A 16,633-nucleotide genomic window follows, 5' to 3' on the forward strand; every position below is an offset into this window, starting at 1 on the left:
AATGAACAATAAATAATAATCCAACAATTTTTAAATTAAATCAGAATCACTATAATTACAGTTTAAAATAATAATAAATCAAAAAAACAAATACTTCAAAATTTTTGTTTGCATAAACACATCTTAAGAATCATTTTGGTTCTTATGAAATTCAAGTTGATCAATTATTAAATAACCAGCTAATAAACTTGTCACATCTATAAAAATAATCCATTCGTTGTGAAAGAATCCTTTATAAACTGATGCACCTATTATTATCAATGTGACTAATGTACCAATCCATTTACTTCTAGTCACCACACTAAACAGCACAACTAATATACAAGGAAAGAAGGCCGCACAAACATACCAAATCATTATCGTCACCCATTTCTTCTGCTTAGAATTGACATTGTTGTTTCACGTAATTCAGTTCGAGGAATAAAGTTTTCTGTGAGCATTTCAGGTATTACATTTTCAATAAAATCTTTTACAGATTCTAAGTGATCAAATTGTATAATAGTTTCTAAACTCATTTCATATATTTCAAAAAATAGTGGCTCAGGATTACGTTTTTGTATTTCTCCAAATGTTTCATACAATAAATCAATTTTATCAGCAACAGATAGAATTTGTCCTTCTAGAGAATCATCTTTACCTTCTTGTAAACGTTCACGATACACGTGCTGATATTGTGTTGGTATCTCCTCTTTGATAAACGTATCTACCATTTCTTCTTCAACTTGGGAGAATAAATGTTTTAATTCCTTACTTGCGTATTTTACCGGTGTTTTGATATCACCTGTAAACACTTCAGCAAAGTCGTGGTTGAGTGACTTTTCATAGAGACTCTTCCAATCGATTTTATTTCCATGATATTCTTCGACAGTAGCTAAATATTGCGCAATTTTAGTTACTTTAAAAGAATGAGCAGCAACATTATGTTCAAAATATTTAAATTTACCTGGTAATCTTATTAATTTTTCTAAATCTGATAGTCTTTTAAAATATTGATGCATTCCCATAATAAGACACCTCCTTAATATTAAAATTAGTCTATATTCTTATTGTTATTATATCAATCAATATTATTATTGAAAGTAAATTATCATGTAAATCATTTCTATTTTATTATAAAAGAAAAAGTAGAATAATGAATTCATTTTGAACTCACTATTCTACTCTAATACGTAACTTATGGATAAAACATGTTGATATATATGAAGAAGTTGTTCTACCAACATGATGTTCAATTTAATTGTCTAGAACGTTTATATAACATAAGAGACAGTTATACGCGAAATTCATTCACACCTTGAATATAAATAGTCATTTAGTGAATGTAATTATATGAATTAGGATTGCTAATAGTTCTGTAAGATTTTACGTTAACGCCACCATTCCAGTTCATTTCCGAAACAGTTACAGAACCATTAGAATTGATTGATTCAACAACGCCAACATGTCCATAAGCGCCAGCCCCATTTTGACCCGAACCACTTTGGAATACAGCACCAACCTCAGGTGTGTGATCTACATTAAAGCCAGCCTGATTAGCTGAATATGCCCAGTTACTAGCGTTGCCCCATAGACTTCCAATTGGTTTCCCTAGCTCAGCGCGACGATCGAATGCATAATAAGTACATTGACCAGTAGTGTATAAATTACCTGAGTTAGATACACTTCTTAGACCATTGTAGGCGTTTGGCACAGAGTATGTATCAGTTGATTCACTGTTATAATTATCATAAGTAGTGTTGGATGTATCAGTTGATACATTATTATATCCTACTGGAATATAGTTAGTTTCATAATTTACGAATGTGTTTGTGTTATTAAATTGTTCAAATGCAGTTTCAGATACTACAATTTCATCTCCTGGAAAAATAAGAGGTTCTATACCAGGATTTAAAGCATAAAGTTCTTCTAAAGTAAGATGATGTTCTAAAGCAATTTTATATAAACTATCTCCAGGTTTTACAGTGTAAATACCTAAGTTTGATTGATTTGTAATTACATCACTCGTTGCATATGAGTCTAGTTGCGACGTCTCAGATTCTTGTGCGTTAGCTGCAGTGTTAATTGCAATAAAAGCTGCAATCGAACTTAACGTTACAGTTAGCGTTTTTTTCATCTAGTTGTCATTCCTTTGCTAGTTGATTATTAATTCACAAATTTAATATAGCACAATCAAATGAGGCTAAGGGTATTGTTATATTGATGTAATATAATAGTTAAAAAGAGTGTTTTTACACCCGGAAATAATTATCTACTCTACTAGTTCCTAACCTTATGATGTACAGGTCAAATTTAAGTCATTCTCATCTGAGACTAAATTTACTTCGGTAACATTAGAAAATGCAGACTACATATAAAGTACATATAGCTTAAAAAATAAACTCCCTATTTTATCTGTTTTCTGTTTAATGAAAAATACGCATAATCATCGATAAATCAAATAATGATTATGCGTGTATCAATTATATGTCTTGTCGATCCATTTCTTTTCTTAAATAAGCTTCTATGAATGGGCCTATTTCTCCATCCATAACAGCGTCTACTTTACCAGTTTCTTCATTCGTACGATGATCTTTAACCATTGAATATGGATGAAAGACGTAAGAACGAATCTGACTTCCCCATCCAATGTCTTTTTGTTCGCCACGAATTTCAGCCATTTCTTGCTCTTGCTCTTCTAACTTTAATTGATAAAGTTTGGACTTCAACATTTTCATTGCAGCTTCTCTATTTTTTATTTGAGATCGTTCATTTTGGTTGTTGACTACAATACCTGTAGGGTGATGTGTAATTCTAATTGCAGACTCAGTTTTGTTAATATGTTGTCCACCAGCGCCTGAAGCTCTAAAAGTATCCACTGTAATATCATCTGGGTTAATCTCAATTTCAATTTCATCATTATTAAAATCAGGAATAACATCACATGATGCAAAAGAAGTATGTCGTCTACCAGATGAATCGAAAGGTGAAATTCTAACTAAACGATGAACACCCTTTTCTGCCTTTAAATATCCATAAGCATTATGCCCTTTTATAAGTAATGTAACACTTTTAACGCCTGCTTCATCTCCTGGAAGATAATCAACTGTTTCAACTTTAAAGCCATTTTGTTCACAGTAACGTTGATACATCCTAAGAAGCATACTTGCCCAATCTTGTGATTCTGTACCGCCAGCACCGGGATGAAGCTCTAATATAGCATTATTTGCATCATGTGGTCCGTCGAGGAGTAATTGTAACTCATATTGATCGATTTGTTCTTCAAATTGCTGAACTTCCTCTTCTAATTCTTTCTTCATATCCTCATCATATTCTTCTTGTAATAACTCTCTCGTCGCACTCATATCGTCGACAGCATTTGTCAGTTGATAATACCCATTTACTATAGACTTTAGTGCATTGTTCTTATCAATGATATCTTGTGCTTTAGTTTGATCATTCCAAAAATCAGGATCAGTCATCATTTCTTCATACTCTTGTATGTTGGTCTCTTTATTTTCTAAGTCAAAGAGACCCCCTAATTTGATTTAAGTGATTTTGATATTCTTCTAAATTTCGTTTAATCTCAGATAATTCCATTCATCTTCTCTCCTATTTAATCATACTATGTCATAATATTTATATCATACAGTATATGCCTATTTTTTAAAAATAAACGGCCATTTCATCTCTATATCATATTACTAAGCATTTAACTTACAAGCGATGTAAATAAAGACTGAGTCATTCATAATTAGATATGTCTCAGCCTTTAAATTTAAACTATTTTATTGATTACGCTTTTCCATGACAATTTTTATATTTTTTACCACTACCACATGGGCATGGATCATTTCTACCTACCTGATCACCTTTTACAATCGGTTGTGGCTTTGCTTTTTCTTTGCCATCTTCAGCAGTTACATGTTTTGCTTCACCAAAGCTTTTAGATTTTTCACGTTCTACATCATCTTCAAACTGAACCACTGATTTCAAGATATACTTACATGTATCTTCCTCGATATTTTGCATCATGATATCAAATAATTCATGACCTTCATTTTGATAATCACGAAGTGGGTTTTGTTGTGCATATGAACGTAAATGAATACCTTGACGCAATTGATCCATCGTATCAATATGATCAGTCCAATGTGTATCAATTGAACGTAATAAAATCATCCGCTCAAATTCACTCATTTGGTCTCCTAATGTTTCTTGTTGCTGTGCATACGCTTTTTCAATTTTAGACCACACAATTTCAAAAATATCTTCTGAATCTTTACCTTTAATTTCTGTATCTTGAAGATCTCCTTCTTGCAAGAACACATCATTAACGTAATTAATAAATGGCGTATAGTCCGGATTATCGTCTTCTTCATTAATAAAATGATTAATCGCACGTTGCAATGTAGAACGTAACATCGCGTTAACGACTTGAGAACTGTCTTCACTATCAATGATTTCATTACGCTCATTATAAATAATTTCACGTTGCTTACGTAAAACTTCATCATATTCTAGAATACGTTTACGCGCATCAAAGTTATTACCTTCTACTCGTTTTTGAGCTGATTCTACAGCACGAGATACCATTTTCGACTCGATTGGCGTCGAATCATCCATTCCTAAACGGTTCATCATTTTCTGTAAGCGTTCTGAACCAAAACGTACCATTAATTCATCTTGTAAAGATAGGTAAAAACGACTATCTCCTCTATCACCTTGGCGTCCTGAACGTCCACGTAATTGATCATCAATACGTCTTGATTCATGACGCTCAGTACCAATAACAGCAAGTCCACCTAACTCTTCAACACCATCACCAAGTTTAATATCTGTTCCACGTCCAGCCATATTTGTGGCAATTGTAACTGCACCTTTTTGCCCAGCATTTGAAACGATTTCAGCTTCTCGTTCATGATTTTTAGCGTTTAATACGTCATGTCTGACACCACGTTTTTTTAGTAAATTTGAAATATATTCAGAAGTCTCAACAGCAACAGTACCTAGTAAGACGGGTTGCCCTTTTTTATGTTTTTCTACAACATCTTCAACTACCGCATCAAACTTACCTTTTTGACTAATATAAATTAAATCTGAATTATCTTTACGTTGAACAGGTTTGTTAGTTGGAATTTGAGTAACTGTCATATTATAGATATTACGAAATTCTTCCTCTTCGGTTTTCGCTGTACCAGTCATCCCCGCTAACTTATTATACATTCTGAAATAGTTTTGGAAAGTAATGGATGCCATCGTTTTAGACTCATTTTGAATTGCTACGCCTTCTTTAGCTTCAATTGCTTGGTGTAAACCTTCAGAAAAACGACGTCCAGGCATTGTACGTCCAGTAAATTGGTCAACTATTAATACTTCACCGTCAACGACCATGTAATCAACGTCGCGTTGTAATGTAACATGAGCTCTTAAAGCTGTATTAATATGACTAATCACTTCCACATTTTGAACATCATAAAGATTATCTACCTTGAACATACGTTCAGCTTTATCTGCACCTTGTTCTGTAAGATGTACAGCTTTGGTTTTTTCGTCATAGTTATAATCATCTTCAGCTTTAAGCATTTTTGCAAAAACATTTGCTTGAGTATATAAAGAAGTAGATTTTTCCGCTTCACCAGAAATAATTAAAGGTGTTCTTGCTTCGTCGATCAATATGGAATCGACCTCATCAATAATTGCAAAATGTAGAGGACGCATTACTCTCTCTTCAGCATAGTTCACCATATTATCTCTAAGATAATCAAACCCAAGTTCATTATTCGTACTATAAGTGATATCTTGTGCGTAAGCCTCACGTTTTTCTTCAGTTGACTTACTATTTAAGTTCAAACCTACAGTTAAGCCAAGATAGTTATATAGTTCAGCCATTTCTTCACTTTGTGAACTTGATAAATATTCATTGACTGTAATAACATGTACACCTCTACCGGCTAAAGCATTCAAATACGTCGGCATGGTTGCAGTCAATGTTTTCCCTTCACCTGTTCTCATTTCCGCAATATCACCTTTATGTATAGCAATACCACCCATTACTTGTACTTTATAAGGAATCATATTAAATACTCTCTTTGACCCCTCACGTACAAGTGCATAAGCTTCAGGTAAAATTTTATCTAAATAATCATTTTGTTTTTTTACATCTTCAATTTCTGCTAACTCTTTTTGAAAAGATTTTGTTTTTTCACGTATTTCTTCATCGGTTAATATCGCAGTATCTTCCTCTAAAGCAAGTACTTTATCTGCTAACTTACCTAATCTTTTAATTTCTTTTTTATTGCCGTCAACAATTTTCGATAAAAATCCCATTGCACGCGTCGCTCCTTTAACTAAAAACTGTTTGGCTTACAACAATTTATCTTATCATTTATATCGCTAAATTTATACTTATATACTCATGAAGTAATGCGTGTTAACTCAATATTTCACAACACTTCACTTTGATTCAACTAGCAACAGCCTTATTTCTATAGACACTCATTTATATTGTAAAATGTCTATAGACACTTCAATTAACAACAATTTTATTTTAACACGTTGCAATCATTTTTTTCTCGCAATCAAACACGTTTTTAAAAAATAATGTAACGCAATACCTTTAACTAATATAGGAATTTAAAATCAAAGTTTAAATATAAATCGTCAAATCACACTAGCATATTTGTAAGCATACTGTCTATTAATTACTCATTTAGGTTATTAATTCAAAATTTAAGCAAACAAAATAAGCTGAGACACTTATTAAGAATACGAACTCCAAAGCTTGATTAATGTCATATCTACTTTGAAGTGAACATATCAAAACAATGCCCCAGCCTATGTTTATTAACTTCTATATTTGTAGTCAAGCAAACTAAGAATACATATGTGTATTGGTAACCCTGATTCTATTAATCATTATTACCTTATTCAATAAACTGATAAGAATTCTTAATTCAACTTTGGCAATATTATAGTCTATAATATACAAGTCAATTTATTCAGTTGTTTCAATCAGACCGTATTTGCCATCTTTTCGTCTATAAACAATGCTCGTACCATCAGTTTCTCTATCGGTAAAAATAAAGAAATCATGTCCCAATAAATTCATTTGCAATACTGCTTCCTCAGAATCCATTGGTTTTAAGCTGAATTGTTTAGAACGAATAATTTCAATATCATTTTCACTTTCTATATCATCTGCTTGATTGTTTGCTGTAGACTCTTGTACTTCAGCAACAAAGATATCTTGATCTCCACGATCTCTATGTTTACGATTTACACGAGTTTTGTATTTACGTACTTGTCTTTCCAATTTGTTAGTAATTAAATCAATACCTGCATATAAATCATCATGTCTTTCTTCAGCCCTAAGAGTGACATCTTTTAAAGGAATTGTAACTTCAATTTTAGTTGTAGAATTAGAATAAGTTTTAACTCTAACATGTGCTACAGCATTTGGCACATTGTTAAAATATCTTTCTAATTTACCTACTTTCTCCTCAATATAGTTGCGAATTGCATCTGTGATAGTGAGGTTATCTCCATGAATTTCAAATCTAATCATAGTAATCTCTCCTTAAACCTCTATATTGATACTTCTTACCTACATTTTACCATGTTTATGTTATCGTGCAAACGCAAACACTTTGAATTTTCTGACTTTTTTATCATATAATTTACACCCCGCGTGATGAATCGTTAACCCTGTTGTATAAATATCATCTATGAGTAGTATTACTTTCCCTTCGATATTTATCTCTTCATCTTTTATATAAAATGGATTAGAGGCTTTTGAACGTTCAACCTTTCCTAACTTTGACTGCTTAGGACGTATATGTGTACCTAATACATCTTGATATGAGATGCCCATTTTATCTAAGACGGTGGTCACCGGATTAAATGTACGTTCAATGTCGCGTTCAATTGGAGAAGGAATTGGAACTATATAATCATATTGCGTTTGAGGTAAAACTAATCTTCTTGCCAATACTTCTGCTAAATAGAAGTCTCGCATAATCTTATATTGGTGTATGATTTCTTTCATCACACCATCATAACTATAATCACAAAACAATTGTTCCATTAAATAAAATGTTTTACTTAAAAATTGACAGTCATGACATTCGCCATCAGTAGAGATTTTGTTATTAAGACACTTAGGACACCTACCATCTTTATGAATTTTGGAGTTAAGCCATAATGTTTCACATCTTTCACAAAATATCTGAGGTGGTTTAAATAAGTTATAAATATGAATGGTCTCTTGAATAGTTTGATTGCACTGAATACATTTACGCATCAACCCATCCCCTTTTAATTGCCAACCGATTCATTGAAATAATGTTTCTTTTAGCTAAAACCATTGATAATGTAACACCTTCATGAAGAAATAAAACTAAGCCACTTGGAGACTGCTGTTTACGTCCTACGCGACCAGCAATTTGAATTAAAGCCTCTTGTTGAAAACTTCCTGCATCAACTACAACGACATCTAAGTGTGTCATGGTGAATCCTCTTTCTAAAATAGTTGTAGTGAATACAATTTTGTGTTGTCCTCGTCTTAAATCTTCAATTTTTTCAAATCGTAAATCATCTTCACTGTGAACGCAAATCAAATCAGCGATGTCCATTTTATACTGTTGATACGTTTTATTCATTATCTCTATATTATTAAAAAAGACCAAAGTAAAACGTTGTTGGTTAATTTGATTTCTAAATAAATTAAGTAATAAATTTTGTTTTCGTGTTGATTTTAATTTGAAATATTTGAACTTAGGAATAGGTAGAGGGTGTCGGTGAAAACGGGCTGGTAACTTAATTATTTTTTCTGGGGGGAATTGTTTTAAAAAATGACGCGGTGGTGTGGCCGTCATGAAAATATGTGAATGATTCAATTTTGAAGCAAGTTGTATTGCGTTTGATAATTGTGGATCCATAGACAACGGAAAAGCATCTACCTCATCGACAAATACAGTATCAAAATGCTGTTTAAATCTCAATAATTGATGGATAGTAGCAATAACAAAATGACCATTATATTGCTGTCTACTGGATTGATGTAGCACATCTATACGTTCATCGATAAAAGCATCTTTAATTCGATGACTTATCTCAATAATAACGTCTACACGAGGTGATACGATGGCAATATTATGTCCCATTTGACGAGCTATCCTTATACCCTCAAACATCATTTCAGTTTTCCCTGCTCCTGTGACGGCATATAACAAGAGATCATTATTATTTTTTATAGCTTGAATGATAGCTTCTGAAGCGTATTGCTGTTGCTTTGATAATTCAAAGGGTAACTGATAATTCGCTTTTGTTGCTTTTTGAAAACTTTTTACGATACATATATCTGTAATACTATCCATTCTGCCTAGTTGAATGCATCGCCTACAGTATGTGATTGTTTTATCCAATATCGTTGAATTGTAAGTCACAAAATATTGCAAAGAAGTGTTTCCACATTGAATACAATACCAACGCTCACTGTCTTTTATAACACCTTTTGAAACTTGAGATACTAATTCATCTTCAAGTTGATGCGTTGGAGAAATAAGTCTGCCGTAATATTTAATTTTATTTCACTACTTTCAAAAAAAGTCTGAAATACTCAAATAAGCGAACACAAGTGATATCTAATGATATTACCACTGTGTTCTTTCCTATCAAGCTTTCAGACTTTTGATTATATATTAATTAATGTCTATTCTTCTTGGGAAGTAACCCAATCCTAAACCGCCTGATCCTAAATGTGATGCTATCACTGGTCCAAATTCACAATACTGAATATGAACATTAGGATGATCTTCCTTTAATTGCTGAAGAAATGACTTTCCATCTTCTGTTTTATCACCGTTTATTACAAATACAGTCACATCTTCCAAGCCTTCTATTTCTTTAAAAATGTTTGTTTCTAAAGATTTTAGCGCACGTTTTTTTGTACGTACTTTTTCGTGTGGATGTATTTTACCATCTTCTTCAAAATGCAAGACAGGTTTCATTTTCAACAATGTACCTACCCAAGCTTGAGCTCCAGTGATACGACCACTTTTTTGTAAATTTTTTAAATCATCAACAATTAAGTATGCACCAATATGTTGTCTTATTTCAGTTAGTTCATTAATAATATCATCAGGTTTATATCCCTTTTGTACCAATTGAGCAGCGTAAATTGCAAAGCTACCTTCAATCATCGCAGCAAGACGGCTATCAAACGTATGTACTTGAATATCTTCAACCATTTCACCAGCTTGTGTTGCTGAAGGATAGCTTCCGCTTATACCACTTGATAAGTTAATCACAATGACATCAGTGTATCCTTGTTCTCTTAATCTTTCAAAATTCTCAATCCAATCGCCAATAGCAGGTTGGCTTGTTGTTGGTATAGTTTTAGATGAAGCCATTTTTTTATAAAAATCATCTACAGAAAAATCATCACTCTCAGTGAAATTCACTCCATCATCGAAAGTTACACTTAGTGAAGCGACTGGTATGTTATATTGATCTATTATATGTTGTGGTAAATAACTTGTAGAATCGGTCATAACTGCAATCTTCATCTTAATACTTATCCTCCTCAATTATACTCATAGTTATGATACAATAATTTTTTAAAAAAGAAAATATCATCGTAATAATTTAGAACCTATCTTGTTACGTGTATAATATTGTTAGAAAACTGAATTGTAGGTGGCAAAAATAAGATGGATAAATCCATAATTACTATTAAACAAGCACATTCAATTGAAAATGTGATAAGTAAATCACGCTTTATAGCATATATTAAGCCTGTTTCGACTGAAAACGAAGCAAAAGCTTTTATAGATGAAATTAAAATAAAGCATAAAGATGCAACTCATAATTGCTCAGCCTATACTGTCGGACCGGAGATGAATATTCAAAAAGCAAACGACGATGGCGAACCAAGTGGAACAGCCGGCATCCCAATGCTTGAGATACTGAAAAAATTAGAGATACACAATGTTTGCGTCGTCGTGACACGCTACTTCGGTGGTATCAAATTAGGTGCAGGCGGTCTTATTAGGGCATATAGTGGCGCCGTGCGTGACGTGATATATGATATGGGTAGAGTCGAATTAAGAGAAGCTATTCCAGTAACCGTTACGTTAGATTATGATCAGACAGGAAAATTTGAATATGAACTTGCCTCTACCACATTCTTATTAAGAGAACAATTTTATACCGATAAAGTAAGTTATCAAATTGACGTAGTAAAAAATGAATATGATACTTTTATAGACTTTTTAAATCGAATTACTTCCGGAAATTATGATTTGAAACAAGAAGACATTAAACTATTACCTTTTGATATTGAAACCAATTAAATAAAAAACACTATGTAAGTTAAAGCAACGCGTGCTTATTACCTACATAGTGTTTTTTATTATGAACGATGATGTTCATCATAATGATGTGGCTTGCCATTCCCTTTTTTTGTAATTAAATTTAATATTGGTCGATAATTATCATCTATTAATCCAGTAAATTCAACGATCAACTCAATCGTAAAGACAATGAGAATGAACATCATAAGTGCACCCAAAGGTTGGGACAAATAGAGGATAACACTAGATAAACTAAACATAATCGCTATTGAATAAATAAGTAAAACGGTTTGTCTATGGGTATATCCTAAAGCAAGTAATTTATGATGTAAATGTGACTTGTCTGCTTGCATTATATGTTGTCCTTTTTTCATTCGACGAATCATTGCAAACAATGTATCAATAAATGGCACTGCTAATATAACAATAGGAAAGAATAAAGCAATAAATGTGATGTTTTTAAAGCCGAGTAATGATAAGAAACCGATAATAAATCCTATCATTAATGCGCCACTATCACCTAGGAAAATTTTCGCTGGGTGAAAGTTATAAAACAAGAAACCAAGTAAAGACCCTAAAAGTACACAACAAATCATGATAATAAATATGTTCGCTTGTAAAATAGCGATGAATCCAATAGTCATTAATGCCAATGCTGAGACGCCTGAGGCAAGTCCATCAAGTCCGTCGATAAGATTAATAGCATTGGTAATTGCTACAATCCATATTACTGTAATAGGAATACTAAATATGCCAAAATGAATCGTTGGTCCAATTGGCAATGAAATAAAGTCTATTGTAATTCCATAAAACGTAACAATTAAAGCTGCAACAATTTGACCTGCTAACTTTAAATAAGGTCTTAGATCGTAAATATCATCAATCAATCCAACCATATACATTGTAATTGCACCTAATATAAGCGGTTTAACCTCACGTTCAATAGGGTGTCCGAGCCAAATCCCTATTAAGAAAGAAAATAAAATGACCGTTCCTCCCATCACTGAGATAGGTTTCGTATGTACTTTTCTGAAATTAGGACGATCTACTAAATCTAATTTTTTTGATATTACAATAATAATGGGTGTAATTATTAAACTGACTATCATAGTAAAAGCTATAAGTAATAGTGTATACATCAGTTCACCTTCATTGAATAAGTTGTACCTCACGCTATGTAAAATTTGTTATCTATCATTTTTAATGCAATATTTATATGCGCAAATATTTATCAACCATAAATGTCGTTTTCATTGAACTAAAATCATAAATATCCATGTTACATAGCTATTGTCTAAATTACAAAGATTAACCTTTACATTATCTTTGTATTGTCTATACATTTTTTTAATCATACCATTTAAGTGCTTATTTTAACATTAAATACCATTGTTTGTGTGTAATTTCTGTTGCTAGATGATGACAAATTGTAAGTTTTCACTTACAATAGCTAATGGTTAAAAAAGGAGTCGGTATGGAAATGTTTGAAGCTATCATATATAACATATCTGTCATGGTGGCAGGAATATATTTATTTCATAGGTTACAATATTCTGAAAATAAAAGAATGATTTTTTCTAAAGAATATGTAACTGTACTAATGACATTCGTTTCTTTACTTTTAGCGGCATACCCTATCCCGTTTCAGAACGAATACCTCGTTCATTTAACATTTGTACCTCTTTTGTTTTTAGGACGTTATACCAACATGATATATACACTCACGGCTGCTTTTATCGTATCTTTAGTCGATGTATTTATCTTTGGAAACTCAATTATTTATGGTATTACATTAATCGTTATTGCAGGTATTGTCAGTGCAGTTGGACCATTTTTAAAGCAAAACGATATCATTTCTTTACTTATTTTAAATTTGATTAGCATTGTCATTTTGTTATTTTTAGCATTATTAAGTCCTATTTATGAACTCGTAGAGATTTTAGTGCTTATCCCTATTTCATTTATTATTACAATTGCTTCAGCAATAACATTCGTTGATATATGGCACTTTTTCTCTTTAGTCAATCGTTATGAAAATGAAGATAAATACGATTATCTTACAGGTCTAGGTAATGTAAAAGAATTTGATAGACACTTAAATGAGGTCTCAAGTAAAGCTGAAGAAAAGAAACAAAGTTTAGCCTTACTTCTCATTGATATCGATGGCTTTAAAGATGTAAACGATCATTATTCACATCAATCAGGAGATGCTGTTCTCAAACAAATGTCTCAACTATTAAAAAACTATGTTCCAAACCAGTTCAAAATCTTTAGAAACGGTGGCGAAGAATTTTCTGTTGTAATCAGAGATTACACACTAGATCAAAGCGTGAAATTAGCAGAAAATATTCGAAGCGGTGTTGAAAAATCTTCTTTCCACCTACCAAACAAAGAAGTAATCAAGCTATCAGTTTCAATTGGTGTTGGATACTTAACTCAAGATGATCGTAAATCTCAACGTAAAGTATTTAAAGATGCTGATGATATGGTACATGTGGCTAAAAGTGAAGGAAGAAATAAAGTCATGTTTAATCCTATTGTCAAATTATAATCAATCTAAATGCTATGTTAACTGCTACGTAAAAAAATCATTAAAGCGTATACAGTTATGCATAGCATTTTTTTACTATTTTTAATTAGTATTGAAAATGTTATTAAAATCAAGCTCTCTATTGAAACTTAAGTCTTCAAGATGTAAACTTCAATTGTTCATAAAAATATTAAATAGCTTCGGAGGTGATGAGATATGTCAGATTCAATCACTATCATTGATGAAAATAAAGTGATTGATGTAGTCTTAATTGCTGGGCGAATCTTACTTGAAGCAGGCGCTGAAACATATCGAATTGAGGATACAATGAATCGTATTGCCCATAGTTATGGTTTACATGATACATACAGTTTTGTGACATCAACTGCAATTATTTTCTCATTAAATGATCGTACTAGTACGAGATTGATTCGTATTCGCGAGCGTACAACCGACCTTGAGAAAATTGCTTTAACCAATAGCCTATCTCGTAAAATTTCGAGTAAGCAACTTACAATTGACGAAGCAAAAAATGAGTTACTGCAACTTAAACGTGCGTCTCTTCAGTTTTCTTTCTTAACAAATCTCATTGCTGCCTTTGTAGCTTGTGGTTTTTTCTTATTCATGTTTGGTGGCGTAGCTTCCGACGCTTGGATTGCATGTCTAGCGGGTGGCATAGCTTTTTTAACGTTTAGTTTCGTGCAAAAGTATATACAAATTAAATTCTTTTCAGAGTTTGTGGCATCTGCTGTTGTTATTAGCATTGCAGCAATATTCACTAAACTAGGTATAGCTAAAAATCAAGACATTATTACTATTGCAAGTGTCATGCCTCTCGTTCCTGGTATTTTGATTACTAACGCTATACGTGACTTACTTGCCGGAGAGTTACTTGCTGGTATGTCACGTGGTGTTGAAGCTGCTTTAACTGCATTTGCTATTGGTGCAGGAGTAGCTATTGTATTACTATTATTATAAGAAAGGCTGTTAGTTATGTTAATTTATCTGTTTCACTTTATCATTAGTTTCATTGCCACAGTCCTTTTTTCAATTATATTTAATGCACCTAAAAAATTACTGTTAGCTTGTGGATTTGTTGGAGCTGTTGCTTGGACAATATATCAGATGACAGTAGGTATGGATTTAGGTAAAGTTGGCGCTTCATTTTTAGGAAGTCTAATATTAGGATTAATGAGTCATACAATGAGTAGACGGTACAAGCAACCTGTTATTATATTTATCGTCCCCGGCATTATACCTCTCGTTCCAGGTGGCGCAGCATATGAAGCTACAAGATTTTTAGTATCAAATGATTATACGAATGCAGTTAATACTTTTTTAGAGGTAACACTCATTTCTGGTGCAATTGCATTCGGTATACTTGTATCTGAAATCGTCTATTACATTTATTCACGCATCAAGCAATCTTATGGTAAAATCAAGGGTAAAACTTATAAAAAATCCTATAATATGAATAATAGAGTATAAATCTAAGGGGATGAACTCGTATGAAGAAACAAATTATCGAAAGATTAACGAGATATGTAAAAATTGATACACAATCTAATCCTGATTCCAAGACCACACCATCTACGAATAAACAGTGGGATTTATTAAATCTATTGGAAGAAGAGCTTCAATCATTAGGGCTTAAAACAGACATGGATGAACATGGTTACTTATTTGCTACACTCGAAAGCAATATTAATTATAATGTACCTACTGTCGGTTTTTTAGCACATGTAGACACTTCACCAGATTTCAATGCTTCTCATGTAAATCCGCATATCATTGAAGCCTATAATGGGCAACCTATCAAACTTGGTGAATCTCAGCGTATCTTAGATCCTGATGTTTTTCCTGAATTAAATAAAGTTGTGGGGCATACACTAATGGTGACAGATGGTACATCTCTACTAGGCGCCGATGATAAAGCAGGTGTTGTGGAAATAATGGAAGGGATAAAGTATTTAATTGATCATCCTGAAATTAAACACGGTACAATTCGAGTAGGCTTTACACCTGATGAAGAAATTGGACGAGGCCCGCATCAATTTGATGTTAGTCGATTTAATGCAGATTTTGCATATACAATGGATGGCAGTCAATTAGGAGAACTACAATTCGAAAGTTTCAATGCAGCAGAAGTAACTGTCACTTGTCACGGTGTTAACGTTCATCCAGGTTCAGCTAAAAATGCCATGGTTAATGCAATTAGTTTAGGTCAACAGTTTAATAGTTTACTTCCTTCACATGAAGTACCTGAAAGAACTGAAGGATACGAAGGGTTCTATCATTTAATGAATTTTACAGGTAATGTTGAAAAAGCAACTCTACAATATATTATTCGCGACCATGATAAAGAGCAGTTTGAGCTACGTAAAAAACGCATGATGGAAATTCGTGATGATATTAATGTTCATTATAATCATTTTCCAATTAAAGTAGATGTACATGACCAATATTTTAACATGGCCGAAAAAATTAAACCTTTGAAACACATCATAGATATACCTAAACGTGTCTTTGACGCTTTAGACATCGTACCTAACACTGAACCTATTCGAGGCGGTACAGATGGATCACAATTATCTTTTATGGGGTTACCTACACCTAATATTTTTACGGGGTGTGGCAATTTCCACGGTCCTTTTGAATACGCTTCTATCGATGTAATGGAAAAAGCTGTTCATGTTGTCGTTGGTATTGCTCAAGAAGTAGCAAACAGCCATCAATCTTATAAATAACATAAAAAGCCATTGTCAGTATGTAG

At 32.6% G+C, this 16,633-nt stretch carries 15 protein-coding genes; 5 read left to right on the plus strand and 10 right to left on the minus strand.

The features are described 5' to 3' along the window. Positions 1-123 precede the first annotated feature (123 nt). The 9 genes from HMPREF2663_RS03875 to fakB1 form a co-directional block, all read right to left on the minus strand. Entirely contained in the window at positions 124-357 is a 234-nt protein-coding gene (locus tag HMPREF2663_RS03875) for a CsbA family protein (protein ID WP_002445947.1), read from the minus strand. A gap of 5 nt (positions 358-362) precedes the next feature. Next, positions 363-1,004: a YfbR-like 5'-deoxynucleotidase gene (locus tag HMPREF2663_RS03880; RefSeq protein ID WP_070592648.1), complete on the minus strand. Its 642-nt coding sequence runs from the start codon at positions 1,002-1,004 to the stop codon at positions 363-365. A gap of 308 nt (positions 1,005-1,312) precedes the next feature. Continuing rightward, a complete protein-coding gene (locus tag HMPREF2663_RS03885) occupies positions 1,313-2,113 on the minus strand; it encodes a COG3942 and LysM peptidoglycan-binding domain-containing protein (RefSeq protein ID WP_002445945.1) in 801 nt (266 codons plus the stop codon). 346 nt (positions 2,114-2,459) lie between these two features. Next, positions 2,460-3,576, minus strand: a protein-coding gene (gene prfB, locus HMPREF2663_RS03890; RefSeq protein WP_099606446.1) for a peptide chain release factor 2 whose coding sequence is annotated in 2 segments (ribosomal slippage) — positions 2,460-3,503 and positions 3,505-3,576 — 1,116 coding nt in all. Because the reading frame shifts where the segments join, the coding sequence is not laid out codon by codon here. Between the two features lie 195 nt (positions 3,577-3,771). Beyond that, on the minus strand, positions 3,772-6,306 hold the full coding sequence (gene secA / locus HMPREF2663_RS03895; protein ID WP_002476191.1) for a preprotein translocase subunit SecA: 2,535 nt from the start codon (positions 6,304-6,306) through the stop codon (positions 3,772-3,774). A 667-nt stretch (positions 6,307-6,973) separates the two neighbouring features. Next, a complete protein-coding gene (hpf, locus tag HMPREF2663_RS03900; protein ID WP_002445942.1) occupies positions 6,974-7,543 on the minus strand; it encodes a ribosome hibernation-promoting factor, HPF/YfiA family in 570 nt (189 codons plus the stop codon). Between the two features lie 60 nt (positions 7,544-7,603). Beyond that, positions 7,604-8,278: a ComF family protein gene (locus HMPREF2663_RS03905; protein ID WP_002486656.1), complete on the minus strand. Its 675-nt coding sequence runs from the start codon at positions 8,276-8,278 to the stop codon at positions 7,604-7,606. Continuing rightward, the gene (locus HMPREF2663_RS03910) at positions 8,271-9,353 is read right to left on the minus strand and encodes a DEAD/DEAH box helicase family protein (RefSeq protein ID WP_070845833.1); all 1,083 of its coding nucleotides are present in this window, start codon (positions 9,351-9,353) and stop codon (positions 8,271-8,273) included. The genes HMPREF2663_RS03905 and HMPREF2663_RS03910 overlap by 8 nt, the downstream gene beginning before the upstream one ends. A 324-nt stretch (positions 9,354-9,677) precedes the next feature. Beyond that, positions 9,678-10,544, minus strand: coding sequence for a fatty acid kinase binding subunit FakB1 (gene fakB1 / locus HMPREF2663_RS03915; protein ID WP_002445939.1), 867 nt, complete (start codon positions 10,542-10,544; stop codon positions 9,678-9,680). A 144-nt stretch (positions 10,545-10,688) separates the two neighbouring features. On the opposite strand from fakB1, the gene HMPREF2663_RS03920 reads away from it, so the two are divergent. Continuing rightward, on the plus strand, positions 10,689-11,330 hold the full coding sequence (locus HMPREF2663_RS03920) for a YigZ family protein (RefSeq protein ID WP_002445938.1): 642 nt from the start codon (positions 10,689-10,691) through the stop codon (positions 11,328-11,330). 59 nt (positions 11,331-11,389) lie between these two features. On the opposite strand, the gene HMPREF2663_RS03925 is transcribed toward HMPREF2663_RS03920, so the two are convergent. Next, positions 11,390-12,469: a glycosyltransferase family 4 protein gene (locus HMPREF2663_RS03925; RefSeq protein ID WP_002457593.1), complete on the minus strand. Its 1,080-nt coding sequence runs from the start codon at positions 12,467-12,469 to the stop codon at positions 11,390-11,392. 341 nt (positions 12,470-12,810) lie between these two features. On the opposite strand from HMPREF2663_RS03925, the gene HMPREF2663_RS03930 reads away from it, so the two are divergent. From HMPREF2663_RS03930 to pepT, 4 genes are all read left to right on the plus strand, one after another. Continuing rightward, a complete protein-coding gene (locus HMPREF2663_RS03930) occupies positions 12,811-13,881 on the plus strand; it encodes a GGDEF domain-containing protein GdpS (protein WP_002457594.1) in 1,071 nt (356 codons plus the stop codon). Positions 13,882-14,076: 195 nt separating this feature from the next. Beyond that, positions 14,077-14,838 carry a threonine/serine exporter family protein gene (locus HMPREF2663_RS03935; RefSeq protein ID WP_002445935.1) on the plus strand — a complete coding sequence of 254 codons (762 nt, stop codon included), beginning with the start codon at positions 14,077-14,079 and terminating at the stop codon, positions 14,836-14,838. Positions 14,839-14,853: 15 nt separating this feature from the next. Next, the gene (locus HMPREF2663_RS03940; protein ID WP_002499907.1) at positions 14,854-15,348 is read left to right on the plus strand and encodes a threonine/serine exporter family protein; all 495 of its coding nucleotides are present in this window, start codon (positions 14,854-14,856) and stop codon (positions 15,346-15,348) included. Positions 15,349-15,368: 20 nt separating this feature from the next. After that, on the plus strand, positions 15,369-16,607 hold the full coding sequence (gene pepT, locus HMPREF2663_RS03945) for a peptidase T (RefSeq protein ID WP_002499906.1): 1,239 nt from the start codon (positions 15,369-15,371) through the stop codon (positions 16,605-16,607). Positions 16,608-16,633 lie beyond the last annotated feature (26 nt).

This window comes from Staphylococcus sp. HMSC077D08 (assembly GCF_001837945.1).
Lineage (GTDB): Bacteria > Bacillota > Bacilli > Staphylococcales > Staphylococcaceae > Staphylococcus > Staphylococcus epidermidis.